The following is a 15,985-nucleotide window of genomic DNA, read 5'->3' as shown; positions in this document are numbered from 1 at the left end:
CCCCTGGAGGCGTCATGGGCCTGAGCTCACCCGGCTGGCTGCTGCTCCTGGTGCCGCTCGCCGGACTGATCGGCGCCTACCTGCTGGTGCAGCGCAGGCGCGGGCGGTACGCCGTCAGGTTCACCAACCTCGACCTGCTGGACAAGGTGGCGCCGAAGCGGCCCGGCCGGCGGCGGCACATTCCCGCGGCCGCCTTCTGCGCGACGATGGCGCTGCTGGTGGTCGGGTTCGCCCGGCCCACCACCGAGGTGCGGGTGCCGCGCGAACGGGCCACCGTGGTCGTGGCGTTCGACGTGTCCGCCTCCATGGGGGCCACCGACGTGGAGCCGACCCGGTTCGAGGCCGCCCAGCAGGCCGCGCTCGCCTTCGTCGACCGGCTTCCCGAGCGCTTCAACGCGGGCCTCGTCCAGTTCAGCGGCTCCGCGACGGTCGCGGTCCCGCCCACCACCGACCGCGAGCTGCTGCGCTCGGCCATCGAACGGCTCACCACGGGACAGGGCACGGCGATCGGCGACGCCGTCCTGGCCGCCCGCGACGCCGTGCGCACCCTCGACAGGCAGGCCGAGACCGAGCCCCCGCCCGCCCACATCGTGCTCCTGTCGGACGGCTCCAACACCCAGGGCCGCTCGGTCGAATCGGCCGCCGAGGAGGTGGCCGCCGACGAGATCCCGGTCTCGACCATCGCGTACGGCACCGAGGACGGGACGGTCGACCTGCCGTCCGGCGACACCATGCGCGTCCCCGTCGACGGTCCCGCCCTGGAGAACCTCGCGTCCCGCACCGGCGGCGACTTCCACGAAGCCGCCACGGGGGAGGAACTCCAGGCGGTGTACGAGGACATCGGCAGCTCCGTCGGATACCGCACCGAGGAGCGCGAGGTCTGGCAGTGGTTCGTCGCGGCGGGGCTCGTCGCCGCGCTCGCCGCCGCCGCGACCTCACTGCTGTGGTTCTCCAGGTTGCCGTGACCGGCGCGTCCGGCGCGTCCGGCGCGTCCGGCGGCTTCGGGGCCGGGTCCGGCCCTTCCGGCGCCCCCGGCCAGGTCCGGCCACGTTCCGGGGCCCCCGGCCAGGTCGGGCGGCTCCGGCCCGTCCGGCGCCTCCGGTCAGGTCCGGCGGCTTCGGTCGGGTCCGACCATGTCCGGCCCGTCCGGCACCTCCGGTCAGGTCCGGCGCCTCCGGTCAGGTCCGGCGCCTCCGGTCAGGTCCGGCGCCTCCGGTCAGGTCCGGCGGCTTCGGCCGGGTCTGGCCATGTCCGGCCCGTCCGGCGCCTCCGGCCAGGTCCGGCCACGTCCGGTGGTCCCTGGCCATGTCCGGCCCGTCCGGCGGTTCCGGTCAGGTCCGGTGGTTCCGGCCAGGTCCGGCGCCTCCGGTCACGTCCGGCGGCTCCGGCCCGTCCGTCCAGGTCCGGCGGTTCCGGCCAGGTCCGGCACATCCGGCCCGTCCGGCAACATCCCGCCCCCCGGCCACGTCCGGCACCTCCCGCACCTCCGGTTCCCGACCAAGGAGGCACAACCGTGTTTGACGACCGATGGCCCACCCGCACAGACGATTCGGACCGTCCCGACCCATCCCGCCCGCCGAGCCCGTCCCGGCCTGCTGGGCCTGCTGGGCCGACGGGGTCGGGGGCGCCCGCCCGGCAATCCGGCCCGGCATCCGACGGCTCCGAACCCGACCCCTACCCCGGACTCGGCGAGCCCCGCGGCCCGTCGTTCCTGCCCGGACGGCCCCCGCCGCCCTTCGTCACGCCCGTGCCATCGCCGCAGACGTACGCGTCGCCGGAGTACTTCGCACCCCCGCCCCCGGGGCAACGGAACTCCCGCAAACCCCGCCCCGTCCTGGCCGCGATCGTCGCCGCCGTCCTCGCGGGCGGCGCGGCGGGCTACGCGGCCGGGGCGCTCGGAGACTCCGAGGACTCCTCCTCCAGCGCCGCCGCGCAGGACGCGAACGGGCTCGAAGCGGTCGCCTCACGCGTTCTGCCGAGCGTCGTGTCGATCGAGACGGACGCCGGCCAGGGTTCCGGCTTCGTCTTCGACGAGCGTGGCCGCATCCTCACCAACGCCCATGTGGTGTCCGGCAGTTCGCAGGTCACCATAGAGCTCCAGGACGGCCGCAGGCTGCGCGCCGACGTACTCGGGGACGATCCCGCCCACGACGTCGCCGTCCTCGAACCCGAGACGGCACGCGGACTGGAGGCCGCCGAACTGGCCACCGGCGCCCAGCCCGGAGTCGGCGACACCGTCCTGGCCATCGGTTCCCCGCTCGGCCTCAGCGGCACCGTCACCTCCGGCATCGTCAGCGCACTGAACCGCACGGTGACACTGGGGGAGCAGGGTGAGCAGCGGCGCGCCCTGCAGACCGACGCGTCGATCAACCCGGGCAACTCCGGCGGCCCCCTGGTCGATGCCGACGGCCGGGTCATCGGCATCAATACGGCCATTGCGACGTTGGACCAGCAGGGGGGCGGCTCCATCGGCATCGGATTCGCCATTCCCGTGACGGACGCGATGGACGCCGCGCGGGCGATCATCGACGGCGGCTGACAGCGGCCGGGAACGGCCGATGACGGAGGGCGGGTGCTGGGCCCATGAGACTGCTCGTGGTCGAGGACGAGGAGGACCTGGTCGTCGCGCTCAGACTCGGCCTGGTCAGGGCGGGTTACGCGGTCGACGTGGCCCCCGATGTCGACACGGCCACCGAGAAACTGGCCGTCAACGACTACGACCTGCTCCTCCTGGACCTCAATCTGCCCGACGGGGACGGCTTCTCGGTCTGCCGGGCCGTCCGGGCCACCCCCGGCGGCCCCCGCATCCTGATGCTCACCGCCCGGGACCGCCTCGCCGACCGCGTGCGCGGCCTCGACGAGGGCGCCGACGACTACTTGGTGAAACCCTTCGCGCTGCCCGAACTCCTCGCCCGTATAAGGGCGTTGCTGCGCCGCGAGGACGGCGGCACCTCGGTCGTCGAGGTGGGCGAACTCCGCCTGGACACCGCGCGCTTCGAGGCGTTCAGGGGCGAACGCCCGCTCCAGCTCACGCCGAAGGAGTTCGGCGTCCTGCACTATCTGATGACCCGCCCCGGACGCGTCGTGCCCACCGAGGAACTGCTCGAACACGTCTGGGACGAGCACGCCGACCCGTTCACCAACACCGTGCGGGTCACGGTCGGTTCACTGCGCCGGAAGATCACCGGAGGCGAGGAGCCGCTGATCGAGACGGTGATCCGGCAGGGCTACCGGCTCAAGGAGACGCCGTGAGAGTCCCGTTCCGCAGGCTTCGCCCGCCGGCCGTGAAACTCTCCCTTCGCAGGTTTCGCCCGCCGGCTGTGAAACTCCCGTTCCGCCTGCCCGCCTTCACCCACACCATCCGCTTCCGTCTCACGGTCCTCTACTCCGGCCTGCTGTTCGTGCTCACCGCGCTTGTCCTCGGCGGGACGTATCTCGCGGTCGAGCGGAGCGGCGAGGCGCACCCCGTCACCAAACAGTTCACGGCCTCGAAGTACGTGGACAACGTGTACGTCGGGGAGATCGAGGCGGTGAAGGTCCAGGAGGTCGAGGCGGCCGTCAACTACGAGACACTCGCCAACCTCCGCCGTTTCTCCCTCGCCGTGCTCGGCGGGCTCGCCGCCACCAGCCTCGCGATCGGCTGGGTGCTCTCCGGGCGGGCCCTGCGCCCCGTCCGCTCCATCTCCCGTACGGCGGCCGAGATCCAGGCCACCGACCTGTCGCAGCGCATCCGCCTCGACGGCCCGAAGGACGAACTCCGCGACCTCGCCGACACCGTGGACTCCATGCTCGACCGGCTCGACGAGGCCTTCCGCGCCCAGCGCCAGCTCATCGACGACGCCTCGCACGAGCTGCGCAGCCCGCTCGCGATCATCCGCGCCAACCTGGACGCCGTACTCATCGCGGAGGAGTCCGACGAGCAGGAGCGCCAGGCCGCGGCCCGCAGCGTGGACCGGGCCACCACCCGGATGACCCGCCTCGTGGAGGACCTCCTCGCCACCGCCCGCCGCAGCGCGCCCGCGCTGGCCGACGCCGACGTCGACCTGGCCGCCGCGGCCACCGAGGCGTGTGAGGAGTTCGCGTCGCTCGCGGCCGAACGCGGGCTCGTCCTGAGCCGCCGGCTGACCACGGGCCTGACCGTCATCGGTGACCACGACGCGCTGCGCCGGGCCGTCGGCAACCTGCTCTCCAACGCCGTACGGCTGGCTCCGCCCGGGACCCGTATCACCGTGGCGGCCGGGCGGGCGGAGAGCTGGCTGTGGATATCCGTGCGGGACGAGGGGCCGGGCATCCTCGACGACGACCAGGCCCGCGTGTTCGACCGATTCTGGCGGGCGAAGGGCAACGGCGGCGGCCGCGACCGCCACGCCGGCCTGGGCCTTGCGATCGTGCGACAGATCGTGGAGTCCCACGCCGGTCACATCCGACTGTTCTCCCGAGTGGGAGAGGGCTCCACGTTCGTCCTGTGGTTCCCGGCCCCCGGCGCCGATCAGGCGAACGGCGGCCCACCCGAGGACCAGCCCCCTGAACTCCGCTGAACCGGGGCGCCCCGTCAGGGGCGCGGGGAACTGCGCGACCAGCCACGGACGACCGGCAGTGAACGAACGACCCGCAGTGACCCGGCAAAACCAGCGGAGCGCCTACGCCGCCTTGGCCTTGGTGGCGTACATGTCCACATATTCCTGCCCCGACAGCCGCATGACCTCGGTCATCACGGAGTCGGTCACGGCCCGCAGGACGTAACGATCCCGGTCCATCCCCTCGTACCGAGAGAACTCCATGGCCTCGCCGAAGCGGACAGTGACCCGGCCGGGCCGGGGAAACCCCGCACCGCCGGGCTGGATCTTGTCCGTGCCGATGATGGCGAACGGGACGATGGGCGCACCGGTCATCATCGCCAGCCGGGCGATGCCCGTACGGCCCCGGTAGAGCCGGCCGTCGGGGGAGCGGGTGCCCTCCGGGTAGATGCTGAAGACCTTGCCCTCCTCCAGCACCCGGCGGCCCGTCATCAGCGCTGCGACACCGCCGCGTCCGCCGTCCCGGTCGACCGGGATCATGCCGCAGCCGGTGAAGAACCAGGCCATCAGACGGCCTTTGACGCCCTTGCCGGTTACGTACTCGTCCTTGCCGATGAAGAAGACCTGGCGGTCGCAGAACAGCGGCATGATCATCGAGTCGATGAAGGTGAGATGGTTGCCGGCCAGGATCACCGGACCTTCGCCCGGGATGTGCTCCGCACCCTCCACCCGTGGGCGGAACATCAGGCGCATGATCGGTCCGAGCACTGCCTTGATGAGCGCGAAGCGGGACAACGGGCCCTCCGGTGTCAAGGGATTCGGTATGAGTCTGTGCAGGTGAGGACGATACTCGCGGCTCCAGGGTGATTGCACATCGGGTTCACCGAGTGGATACGCACTGTTGACGCACGTTTACCTGCGGTGGCGCGCCGGTGAGCGGTTGTCACACGGGCGAGACGATGTGACGGATCTCGCGCGTCGCACCCGAGGACCGTTCGACGCGCCGCTGTGGTGCGCGTACCCCGCATGGCGGCTCCGATGCCGACGGACCGTCACCTCACTTGTTCCGTACGACACACAGGGGCACCCACGTGTTCTGCCGCAGGTCTCCCTCCCGTCACGCAAGGGAACTTACGATCGACCCGATTTGAACTGGCGCGGGGGCAATACAGCGGGAGTGGTCATGGGAGCGCAGGAGTCGGACGGACAGGAACGGGGCACCGCGCGGCGGACGCTGCTCGGAGCCGCGGTGCTCGGCGCGGGCGGAGCGGTCCTCGGAGCGCCCGGCGTGGCCCGGGCGGACGCGCAGAAGTCGGGCGGCGGCTACCAGAGCCTGCCGAAGCCGACGATCATTGGACACCGCGGGGCCAGCGGCTACCGGCCGGAGCACACCTTCGGCTCGTACCAGCTGGCCCTCGACCTCGGCGCGGACGTCGTCGAGGCGGGCGACCTGGTGCCCACCAAGGACGGTCACCTCGTATGCCGTCACGAGCCGGAAATCGGCGGCACCACGGATGTCGCGGACCACCCCGAGTTCGCCGGCCGCAAGACCACGAAGAGCCTTGACGGGGTCGCCACCACCGGCTGGTTCACGGAGGACTTCACGCTCGCCGAGCTGAAGACCCTGCGGGCCATCGAGCGCATCCCCGCCAACCGTCCGCACAACACCCTCTACAACGGGCGCTGGGAGATCCCCACGTTCGAAGAGGTGCTCAAGTGGCAGGACGAGCAGACCCGCAAGCGCGGCAAGCAGGTCTGGATCTACCCCGAGATCAAGCACCCCACGTACTTCCGGGCGCTCGGCCTCGGCACCGAGGAGAAGCTCGCCAAGGTGCTGCGCAAGGCGGGCAAGGACAAGCGGAACTCGCCGGTCATCATCCAGTCCTTCGAGCCGACCAGCATCCAGCGCATGAACAAGCTCGTCGACAACCCGCTCGCGGTCCTGCTCGACGCCGCGAACACCCGGCCTTTTGACTTCGTCACGACCGGCGACCCGCGCACCGTCGCCGACCTCGTCACCCCCAAGGGCCTCAAGGAGATCGCCTCCTACGCCCAGGGAATCGGCCCCACGCTCAACCTGATCATCCCGAAGGACGCGAACGGCGACTTCACCAAGCCGACCACCCTGGTCAGGGACGCGCACGCGCAGGGCCTGATCCTGCACCCCTACACCATGCGCAACGAGAACCCCTTCCTGCCCCCGGCCTACCGCAAGGGCACGGACGCGGACGCCTACGGTGACGTCTTCGGCGTCTTCAAGGTCTACTTCGAGACGGGCATCGACGGTGTCTTCACCGACAACGCCGACACCGGGGTGCTCGCCCGCGCAGACTTCGTCAACGGATGACCCCGCCACCCCGGTTGGGGTGACAGACGGCCGCCCCGGCAACCACCCGCCGGGGCGGCCGCGTCGTGCCGCATATGACACACGACATGGTTGCCACGCTGCGCCCACTGCTCGCCGCCGAGGCCTCGGCCGAGGCATATGCGTCCGGCGCCGAACAGGGCGACCTGGAACAGGCCGTCTGGCTGCGCCTCCTGGAGCGCCTCGACACGGATGGCCCACCGGTGGACCCGCAGGGCTGGCTGCGCCGCGCGGTCCGCTCCGAGGCCCGCCGCAGCCGCCGCAGGGCCCGCGTCGAGCAGCCGTACGCCGCCGATCCCGCCGACGACCGCGGGACCGGCCCCGAGCAGCAGGCGATGACCGCCGCCCGCCATCGCGCGCTGCACGACGCGGTACGACGCCTGCCCGGCCGCTGTCCCAGCCTGTTGGCGGCCCTGCTGTCCCCGAAGGACCTCACCTACCGGGAGATCGCGGGGGAGTTGGGTATCTCACAGGGCAGTCTGGGTCCGGAACGTTCCCGATGTCTGGGATGTCTCCGTCGATTGCTGACGCCGGAGGTTGCGGCCGGGGAACCGCGGGGATAGGAGTGAGGGACGACCGGTGGAACAGGTGAGCGGGAGGCGTGCACACATGGGCATGAGCGTGACCATCTCGGCGGCGACCGCGCAAGATGCCGAGCAGATCCTCAAGCTGCAGTACCTCTGCTACCAGAGCGAGGCGGCACTGTATGGCGACTACGGCATCGAGCCGCTCACCCAGCCGCTCGACTCCCTCAGGGCGGAGCTGGCCGAAGGCACGGTCCTGGTGGCCCGGCTCGGGGACGAGGTGGTGGCATCGGTCCGCGGCGCCGTGGACGCCGAGGGCACCGCCCGCATCAACAAGCTCATCGTCCACCCGCGCATGCAGCGCCACGGACTGGGCGGGCGCCTGCTCGCCGCGATCGAGGCCAGGCTCGGCGCGGACGGCGCGGCCAAGTCCTTCGAGCTCTTCACCGGCCACCGTAGCGACCGCAACCTGCGGCTGTACCGCAAGCACGGCTACGCCCAGGTCTCCACGGAGCGCGTGGACGAGCGCCTCACGCTGGTGACCCTGGCGAAGGGCGCCCACGCGGGCGCGTTCGCGGCAAGCGCGTAAGCGCTCCGCTGGTAGGCCGGTGCGTTGTCTGCGGGGCCGTCGTGGCTGGTCGCGCCCACGCGGCGGAGCCGCATATGTCACAGCCCCGCGCCCCTTCGGGGCGCAGCCGAACCGCGTCGGCCAGCGCCTGGCGGCTACTGAGCGGCAGTACGGGCAGCCTTGCGCAGCCAGTACATCGCCGACAGTGGCAGCAGCACCGGGATGAACAGATAGCCCATCCCGTAGTCCGACCACACCGTGGCGTCGGGGAAGGCGGACGGCTCCACCAGCGTCCAGGTCCCGACGATCAGTACGCCCGCGAGCTCGGCGGCGCAGCACACCAGCGCCGCCCTGCGGGCCCTCTCACCGCCGCGTACGAGCGAGTACGTGATGAAGCCGTAGACGAGCCCCGCGACGGCGGAGAGCGAGTAGGCGAGCGGGGCCTTGTCGAACTCCGTGGAGATCTGCACGGCGCTGCGCGAGACGGCGCCGACGACCATCACGCCGTACAGCCAGACCAGCAGCATGCCGGGCCCGCTGATGAGCCGCGTCCGCTTCTTCTCCTGAGGCACGGTCCCGTTCTCCTCCGCGGCCGTCATCTCAGCCTCCCCAGATGTCATAGAGCCGCACCTCGAGAACGGCGAGGACGATGCCGCCGGCGGCCACGGTGATCGATCCCCAGCGGGAGCGCTCGGTCAGCGACATGAGGCCGGCGGCCGGGATGCACGCGAGGGCGCCGAGCAGATACGCCACGAAGATCGTCGTGCCCTGCTCCGGCTTCTCGCCGCGTGCCAGCTGGACGATGCCGACCACCAGCTGGATCACGGCGAGCAGCGACACCACGGCCATACCGATGAAGTGCCAGTCCTTGGTGGGCTGATCGCGGTAGGCGGCCCAGCCGCACCAGGCGGCGAGCGCGAGCGCGGCGACGGCGGTCGCGACCGTCAGGGCATCAAGCATGCCGCGACCCTATTACGGGCCGAAAGACCCGATGCGTTCGCCCCCGGGGTGCCCCGTAGGGTCGAAGGCATGAAGATCCACGCTGAAGCCCTCCTCTTCGACAACGACGGAACACTCGTCTCATCCCTGGAGCCGGTGAACCGCTGCTGGACCCGGTGGTACGAGGAGTACGGCATCACCGCCGAGGACTTCGCCCGGACCGAACTGCACGGCCGCCCCGCCGCCGAGATAGTCGCCGACCTGCTGCCCGCCGACATCGTCCCCGAGGCCCTCGCACGCATCGAACAGCTGGAGGTCGACGACGTACCGGGCGGCGTTCTGCTGCTTCCCGGGACGGCCGAGTTCCTCGACTCGCTCCCCGCCGAGCGCTGGGCCGTCGTCACCTCCGCCACCCGGCGCCTGGGTGAGGCACGGCTCACCGAGGCCGGTATCCGCCCCAAGACGCTGATCACCGCCGACGACGTCACCCGCGGCAAGCCCGACCCCGAGCCCTACCTCCTCGCCGCCCGGGAAATGGGCGTCGACCCGGCCCGCTGCGTGGTCTTCGAGGACGCCCCCGCGGGCCTACAGGCGGGCCGCGCCGCCGGAATGACCACCGTGGCGTTGGCCACAACCCACCAGTCCCACGAGCTGGACGCCGACCTCGTGGTCGAGAACCTCTCCGCCCTGTCCGCGCTGGTCACGGCGCACGGAGTGGAGATCTCCGTCCGGGGCTGAAGGCCGTCCACCGCTGTCCGGTATACGGACAGCGGTGGTGGGCCCCTCCTGTGTGTCTGCTTTACTTGATCCCATGACCACGACGAGCAGCCGCATCCTTGCGACCGAGGCGAGCATGACGCCCGGTGCTCGTTGTATGTGTCGAATGTGCGCCTTCTAGAGGGCCCCCGCACCACCCCGAGCCTCGCGCCCCGAAGCGAGCCGGCGCGCCCTGTCCGTCCCCGGACGTGACGGTCGCTGCCCCGCGCACACGATTCTTCTTCACACCCCGGATGCCATCGCCACCGCGAGAACCGTGCCGCGTTCAAGACCGAATGCACCCGTGCCCGGCGCACACCCACGCCCTGCACTCGACAGTGACGGAAACCCCAGTGATCACGACCAAGGACCTCACCAAGGTCTACCGCTCGCGCGGCCGTGAGATCCCCGCCCTCGACGGCGTCGATCTACACGTCCGCGAAGGCGAGGTGTACGGCGTCATCGGCCAGTCCGGCGCCGGCAAGTCCTCGCTCATCCGCTGCATCAACCTCCTGGAGCGTCCCACCTCCGGCACGGTCACCGTCGCCGGGCAGGACCTCACCGCGCTCGCCGGGCAGGGCTCCCGGGCCGGCCGGGAGCTCCGCAGGGCGCGCAGCCACATCGGAATGGTCTTCCAGCACTTCAACCTGCTGTCCTCGCGGACGGTCCAGGACAACGTCGAGCTGCCGCTCGAAATCCTTGGCGTTTCGGGGAAGGAACGTTCCCGCAAGGCGCTGGACCTGCTCGACCTCGTGGGCCTCTCCGACAAGGCCAGGTCCTACCCGGCACAGCTCTCCGGCGGCCAGAAGCAGCGCGTCGGCATCGCCCGCGCCCTGGCCGGCGACCCGCAGGTGCTGCTCTCGGACGAGGCGACCAGCGCTCTCGACCCCGAGACCACCCGCTCCATCCTCCAGCTGCTGCGCGACCTGAACCGGCAGCTGGGCCTCACCGTCCTGCTCATCACCCACGAGATGGACGTCGTCAAGACCATCTGCGACTCGGCCGCCCTCATGGAGAACGGCAGGATCGTCGAGTCCGGCACGGTCGGCGAGCTGCTCGCGACGCCCGGCTCCGAGCTGGCCGCCGCGCTCTTCCCGGTCAGCGGTGACCCGTCCGGCGACGACCGCACGGTCATCGACGTCACCTTCCACGGCGAGGCCGCGACCCAGCCCGTCATCTCGCAGCTCTCCCGCACCTACAACATCGACATCTCGATCCTCGGTGCCGCGATGGACACCGTCGCGGGCAAGCAGGTCGGCCGGATGCGCATCGAACTGCCCGGCCGCTACGAGGAGAACGTCGTGCCGATCGGGTTCCTGCGCGAACAGGGGCTGCAGATCGACATTCAGGGCCAGGCGCCCGTACTGCTGAAGGATGGTGCCAAGTGACCTGGTCGGAGATGCAGCCGCTGCTGTCCCAGGCATGTTGGGACACGTTCTACATGGTGGGCTGGTCGACGCTCATAGCCGTCGTCGGCGGTCTCCCGCTCGGCATCCTGCTCGTCCTCACCGACCGCGGCGGACTGCTCCAGAACGTCCTGGCGAACCGGGTCATCGGGCAGGTCGTGAACATCGCCCGCTCGATGCCGTTCATCATCCTGATGGTCGCGCTGATGAGCTTCACGCGCTGGCTCACCGGGTCGACGATCGGCCGCGAGGCCGCCATCGTGCCGCTCGCGATCGGGGCGATCCCGTTCTTCGCGCGCCTTGTCGAGACGGCTGTCCGTGAAGTGGACGGCGGGCTCGTCGAGGCCGTGCAGTCGATGGGCGGCAACACCTGGACCGTCGTCCGCAAGGTCCTCGTACCGGAGTCCCTGCCGTCGCTGATCTCCTCCGCGACCACCACGATCGTCGCCCTCATCGGCTACTCGGCGATGGCCGGCACCGTCGGCGCCGGCGGCCTCGGCGACATCGCGATCCGATACGGCTACCAGCGCTTCGAGACCGAGCTGATGTGGATCACCGTAGGGATCCTCGCCGTGGTCATCTCGGTCATCCAGTTCGCCGGCGACTACGCCGCGCGTGGGCTGCACCGGCGCGGTGGCCGGTCCGGGGCCGCGCCGAAGCTCAGGCTGCTGAAGGCCAAGGAGCCAGCGACCGCGGACGTCGGCAAGGTCGCCTGAGTACCTCTTCACCCACCCGCAGATTTCCCCGCACACCCATCACGGGGACAGCTACACCCACATGGAAAGGCACTTTTCGTGCGTAACGCCACAAAGCTCAGCACCGCCGTCCTCGCAGCCGGAGCCCTCACCCTCGGCCTCACCGCCTGCGGCTCGGACAAGGACGCCGCCTCCGACACCAGCGGACCGCTGATCGTCGCCGCCAGCCCCGTCCCGCACGCCGAGATCCTCAACTACGTCAAGGACAACCTGGCGAAGGACGCGGGCCTCGACCTGGAGGTCAAGGAGTTCACCGACTACGTCACGCCGAACACGGCGACCGAGGACGGGTCCGTGGGCGCCAACTACTTCCAGAACCAGCCGTACCTCGACGACTTCAACAAGAAGAACGGTACCCACATCGTGCCCGTCGTCACGGTGCACCTGGAGCCGCTCGGCCTGTACTCCAGCAAGGTCAAGAGCGCCGACGACCTCAAGAGCGGCGCGACGATCGCCGTCCCGAACGACAGCGTCAACGAGGCACGCGCGCTGAAGCTGCTCGCCGCCAACGGGATCATCACGCTCAAGGACGGCGTGGGCAACGAAGCGACCCCCTCGGACATCACCAAGAACCCGAAGGACCTCAAGTTCAAGGAGCTGGAGGCGGCCCAGACCCCCCGCTCCCTGGAGGACGTCGACGCCGCGGTCATCAACGGCAACTACGCCATCGAGGCCGACCTCTCGCCCGCCGAGGACGCCCTCGTCCTGGAGTCCGCGAAGGACAACCCGTACGGCAACTTCCTGGCCGTCAAGGAGGGCAACGAGGACGACCCGCGCGTCGAGAAGCTCGCGAAGCTCCTCACCTCGCCCGAGGTCAAGAAGTTCATCGAGGACAAGTACGAGGGTTCCGTCATCGCGTCCTTCTGAGGACGCGACCGGAGCAAGAGAGGTCAACGCAATGCGCAAGCACGTCATATCTGCGGTGTCCGCCGCGGTTGCCCTCGGCCTCGGATTCACCGCCTGCGGTTCGGGCTCGGACTCCGGCAGCGGTGACGGCGACGCCCTGGTCGTCGGCGCCACCGCCGTACCGGCCGGCGAGGTCCTGTCGTACATAAAGAAGGACCTGGCCGAGAAGGCCGGACTCGACCTGGAGATCCAGGAGTTCACGGACTACGTCCTGCCGAACACCGCGCTCCAGGAGGGCTCGCTCGACGCGAACCTCTACCAGAACCAGCCCTTCCTGGACGACTTCAACAAGTCCAAGGGCACGGACCTGGTGTCGGTCGTCAAGCCGTACCTGCCGCCCATGGGCGTGTACTCGAAGAAGGTCGAGGACGTCACCGAGCTCGCCGACGGAGCCACCGTCGCCGTACCCAACGACGTCACCAACGAGGGACGCGCCCTCAAGCTCCTGGCCTCCAAGGGCGTCATCACGCTCAAGGAGGGTGCCGGCACGACCGCGTCCCCCGAGGACATCACGGCCAACCCGAAGCACCTGAAGTTCAAGGAGCTGGAGCCCGCCCAGTTGCCGCGCTCTCTCGACGACGTGGCCGTGGCGGTCATCAACAACAACTACGCCCAGGACGCGGGCCTCAGCCCCGCGACCGACGCGATCCTCCTGGAGTCCGCGAAGGACAACCCCTACGCGAACCTCCTGGCGGTGAAGAAGGGCAACGAGGACGACCCGCGCGTGAAGAAGCTCGCCGAGCTCCTCACCTCGCCCGAGGTCAAGAAGTTCATCGAGGACAAGTACAAGGGCTCGGTCCTGCCGGTCACTTCCGGCTGACGGCTCTCGTCACCGCACGGGGTCCACTCCATAACGCGGAGTGGACCCCGTGGTGCGTCACGGTGGTTTCATGCTGCATGCTGGGCAGTTCAGCAGGCCCGACGGTTTCCGAGGGCCCGAGGTTCCCGAAGGTTACGGAGCGGCGCATGACAAGCACCTTCCCCGACATCTCCATCAGCACGGAGCGGTTGGTTCTGCGTGCGCTCGAGGACGAGGACGTCTCCGCCCTGGCCGAAATGATGAACGACGAGATGGTGGCGGCCTGGACGGCGGTGCCCCAGCCCTTCACCGAGGACGGCGCCCGCTCCTGGATCACCGACTACGCGCCCGCCGAACGCGCGGCGGGCCGCGGACTCGACCTCGCCGTCACGGAGTTCCTCACCCAGCGCCTGGTCGGCATCATCCAGCTCGCCAAGACGAACTGGCACGTGCGGTCCACCGAACTGTCGTACATCATCGCCCCCTGGGCCCGCGGCGAGGGCTACGCCTCCGAGGCCTCGCTCGCCACCGCCCAATGGCTGTTCCGCGACCAGAAGTTCGAGCGCATCGAACTGCGCACGGCGGCCGACAACACCGCCTCGCAGCAGGTCGCCCAGAAGATCGGCTGCATCAGTGAAGGTGTCCTGCGGGGCGCCTGCATAGCGCGCACCCGTACCGAGGACGGCGGCTGGACGGACGTGCGCACCGACTACATCGTGTGGAGCCTCCTGCCGGAGGACCTCGACGGCGTCGGCGACCAGTTCGCCGACAGTGGTTTCACGTCGTTCTCCGACTGGAACTGATAACCCGGGACCGCTCCCACACTCCGGAGCCCGTCGGAGCCCGTCCGGGCGCTGCCGGGCCGCACCAGGTACCCTCACGGAGCCCGCCTGCGGGCCTGCCCCTGACGACCTGCGAAGACCTTTCTGGAGACTGACGACGATGGCCGACCGGGTCACGGTGATCGGCTGGGACGGCTCGCCGCTGACCGCCGCGGCGCGCTCAGCTCTCGGCGCCGCCACGCTGGTGGCAGGCGCGGCCCATCACCTGGCGCTCCCCGAGGTGCCCAAGGCCGCCGAACGCATCCGCCTCGGCAGCGTCGCCCTCGCCGCCCGCCGGATCGCCAATCACCGGGGCAGCGCCGTCGTCCTCGCCGACGGGGACCCGGGCTTCTTCGGCGTCGTACGCACCCTGCGCGGACCCGAGTTCGGCCTGGAGGTCGAAGTCGTCCCCGCCGTCTCCTCGGTGGCCACCGCGTTCGCCCGCGCCGGAATGCCCTGGGACGACGCAGAGGTGGTCGTCGCACATCCCCGCACCCTGCGACGCGCGGTGAACGTGTGCCGCGCCCATACGAAGGTCGCCGTTCTCACCTCGCCCGGTGCGGGCCCCGCCGAGCTCGGCCTCCTCATGGACGGAGTGCACCGCACCTTCGTCATCTGCGAGGAACTCGGCACCGCGAGCGAACAGGTCACGATCCTCACCTCCGACAAGGCCGCCGACCACACCTGGCGCGACCCCAACGTCGTCATCGTCATCGGCGGCTTCGTGGCCGCGGTCGAGGGCGGCGGCTGGATCGCCGGACGCGAGCCGGGTGCGGGACCGCGCGGCTGGGCGCTGCCCGCGAAGGCGTACGGCGGCGCACTCGGCGAAGGCGAAACGGATCTGCTGCGCGCCGCCCAACTCGCCCGCCTGGGGCCGCGCGTCGGAGACCTCGTCTGGGACATCGGCTCCGGCAGCGGCGCCTTCGCCACCGAGGCGGCGCGCACCGGTGCCGCCGTCATCGCGGTCGACCGGAACCCCGGCTCCTGCGCCCGTACCGAGGACTCCGCCCGCCGCTTCGGCGTCCAGATGCAGATCGTGCACGGCGCCGCGCCGCACATCCTGGAGGACCTGCCCGAACCCGATGTCGTACGAGTCGGGGGCGGCGGAGCCGCGGTGGTCTCGGCGGTCGCCGACCGTCGTCCACGAGTCATCGTCACGCACGCCTCGACCCGCGACGCGGCCGAACTCATCGGCAGAGGCCTCACCGAGCACGGCTACCAGGTCGAGTGCGCGCTCATCCAGTCCGTCGAACTCGACACGAGGGCCTGGACGGAGACGGAACGGAGCGTCGCGTTCCTGCTCACGGGCCGTCTCCCCGATCGCGCCCCGTGATCCTGTTGTCGTACTGCGCGCGGTAGGCTGGCCGATCGTTGTACCGCTCTCGGGGGATCAGCCTTTCGTAGGCCAATGTCCGGAAAACGCGCCCGTTTTGAGGTGTGTGTGGTACGGCAGAACCGGAGGACGCGCAACGTGGCGCAGTCCACAGCGGACCCTCGCGGATCAACGTGACGTGAGGGCGGGACGACCGGGACAATGCCAGTTAATGGCTTTGTCGTCTTTCTTGGCCGGTCGTTCGTGCCGCTGGGCACGCGCGCTCGTTCTTCACCGTGGGGCGGTCGGTGCGCCGT

The 15,985-nt window shown here is 70.3% G+C and carries 17 protein-coding genes; 14 read left to right on the top strand and 3 right to left on the bottom strand.

Annotation, left to right across the window (positions count from 1 at the left end; all coding sequences use genetic code 11):
- Positions 1–14 precede the first annotated feature (14 nt).
- From OG219_RS09640 to OG219_RS09625, 4 genes are all read left to right on the top strand, one after another.
- On the top strand, positions 15–965 hold the full coding sequence (locus OG219_RS09640) for a VWA domain-containing protein (protein WP_266824908.1): 951 nt from the start codon (positions 15–17) through the stop codon (positions 963–965).
- Positions 966–1,747: 782 nt separating this feature from the next.
- Positions 1,748–2,539 (top strand): S1C family serine protease, encoded by a 792-nt coding sequence (locus OG219_RS09635; protein ID WP_266824906.1) that lies wholly within the window; start codon positions 1,748–1,750, stop codon positions 2,537–2,539.
- Positions 2,540–2,583: 44 nt separating this feature from the next.
- Positions 2,584–3,252 (top strand): response regulator transcription factor, encoded by a 669-nt coding sequence (locus OG219_RS09630; RefSeq protein WP_266824904.1) that lies wholly within the window; start codon positions 2,584–2,586, stop codon positions 3,250–3,252.
- A 68-nt stretch (positions 3,253–3,320) separates the two neighbouring features.
- A complete protein-coding gene (locus tag OG219_RS09625; protein ID WP_266824902.1) occupies positions 3,321–4,538 on the top strand; it encodes a cell wall metabolism sensor histidine kinase WalK in 1,218 nt (405 codons plus the stop codon).
- Positions 4,539–4,640: 102 nt separating this feature from the next.
- On the opposite strand, the gene OG219_RS09620 is transcribed toward OG219_RS09625, so the two are convergent.
- The gene (locus tag OG219_RS09620; RefSeq protein WP_266824900.1) at positions 4,641–5,330 is read right to left on the bottom strand and encodes a 1-acyl-sn-glycerol-3-phosphate acyltransferase; all 690 of its coding nucleotides are present in this window, start codon (positions 5,328–5,330) and stop codon (positions 4,641–4,643) included.
- A gap of 370 nt (positions 5,331–5,700) precedes the next feature.
- On the opposite strand from OG219_RS09620, the gene OG219_RS09615 reads away from it, so the two are divergent.
- The 3 genes from OG219_RS09615 to OG219_RS09605 all read left to right on the top strand — a co-directional run bounded on the left by OG219_RS09615 (position 5,701) and on the right by OG219_RS09605 (position 7,995).
- A complete protein-coding gene (locus OG219_RS09615; RefSeq protein WP_266824898.1) occupies positions 5,701–6,864 on the top strand; it encodes a glycerophosphodiester phosphodiesterase in 1,164 nt (387 codons plus the stop codon).
- A gap of 74 nt (positions 6,865–6,938) precedes the next feature.
- Positions 6,939–7,445, top strand: coding sequence for a sigma-70 family RNA polymerase sigma factor (locus OG219_RS09610; RefSeq protein ID WP_266824896.1), 507 nt, complete (start codon positions 6,939–6,941; stop codon positions 7,443–7,445).
- A gap of 46 nt (positions 7,446–7,491) precedes the next feature.
- Entirely contained in the window at positions 7,492–7,995 is a 504-nt protein-coding gene (locus OG219_RS09605) for a GNAT family N-acetyltransferase (RefSeq protein ID WP_266824894.1), read from the top strand.
- A gap of 134 nt (positions 7,996–8,129) precedes the next feature.
- Here the strand turns inward: OG219_RS09605 and OG219_RS09600 are convergent, their stop codons facing one another.
- Positions 8,130–8,573 carry a hypothetical protein gene (locus tag OG219_RS09600; RefSeq protein WP_266824892.1) on the bottom strand — a complete coding sequence of 148 codons (444 nt, stop codon included), beginning with the start codon at positions 8,571–8,573 and terminating at the stop codon, positions 8,130–8,132.
- Position 8,574: 1 nt separating this feature from the next.
- Positions 8,575–8,934, bottom strand: a complete 360-nt coding sequence (locus tag OG219_RS09595) for a hypothetical protein (protein ID WP_266824890.1) — start codon at positions 8,932–8,934, stop codon at positions 8,575–8,577.
- 69 nt (positions 8,935–9,003) lie between these two features.
- Between OG219_RS09595 and OG219_RS09590 the strand changes: the two genes are divergently transcribed.
- From OG219_RS09590 to cbiE, 7 genes are all read left to right on the top strand, one after another.
- Entirely contained in the window at positions 9,004–9,651 is a 648-nt protein-coding gene (locus OG219_RS09590) for an HAD family hydrolase (protein WP_266824888.1), read from the top strand.
- A 314-nt stretch (positions 9,652–9,965) separates the two neighbouring features.
- Positions 9,966–11,057 carry an ATP-binding cassette domain-containing protein gene (locus OG219_RS09585; RefSeq protein ID WP_323183270.1) on the top strand — a complete coding sequence of 364 codons (1,092 nt, stop codon included), beginning with the start codon at positions 9,966–9,968 and terminating at the stop codon, positions 11,055–11,057.
- Positions 11,054–11,791 carry a methionine ABC transporter permease gene (locus tag OG219_RS09580; protein WP_266824884.1) on the top strand — a complete coding sequence of 246 codons (738 nt, stop codon included), beginning with the start codon at positions 11,054–11,056 and terminating at the stop codon, positions 11,789–11,791. The genes OG219_RS09585 and OG219_RS09580 overlap by 4 nt, the downstream gene beginning before the upstream one ends.
- Before the next feature lie 78 nt (positions 11,792–11,869).
- Entirely contained in the window at positions 11,870–12,697 is an 828-nt protein-coding gene (locus tag OG219_RS09575; protein ID WP_266824882.1) for a MetQ/NlpA family ABC transporter substrate-binding protein, read from the top strand.
- A gap of 31 nt (positions 12,698–12,728) precedes the next feature.
- Complete coding sequence (locus tag OG219_RS09570) at positions 12,729–13,556, top strand: MetQ/NlpA family ABC transporter substrate-binding protein (protein WP_266824880.1); 828 nt, start codon at positions 12,729–12,731, stop codon at positions 13,554–13,556.
- Between the two features lie 146 nt (positions 13,557–13,702).
- Positions 13,703–14,338, top strand: coding sequence for a GNAT family N-acetyltransferase (locus OG219_RS09565; protein WP_266824878.1), 636 nt, complete (start codon positions 13,703–13,705; stop codon positions 14,336–14,338).
- A gap of 139 nt (positions 14,339–14,477) precedes the next feature.
- Entirely contained in the window at positions 14,478–15,689 is a 1,212-nt protein-coding gene (gene cbiE / locus OG219_RS09560) for a precorrin-6y C5,15-methyltransferase (decarboxylating) subunit CbiE (RefSeq protein WP_266824876.1), read from the top strand.
- Positions 15,690–15,985: the final 296 nt, after the last annotated feature.

Origin of the sequence: Streptomyces sp. NBC_00038, assembly GCF_026343635.1 — a bacterium.
Lineage (GTDB): Bacteria > Actinomycetota > Actinomycetes > Streptomycetales > Streptomycetaceae > Streptomyces.
The sequence above is the reverse complement of the archived record's forward strand: the minus strand, read 5'-3'. Positions and strand labels throughout refer to the sequence as shown.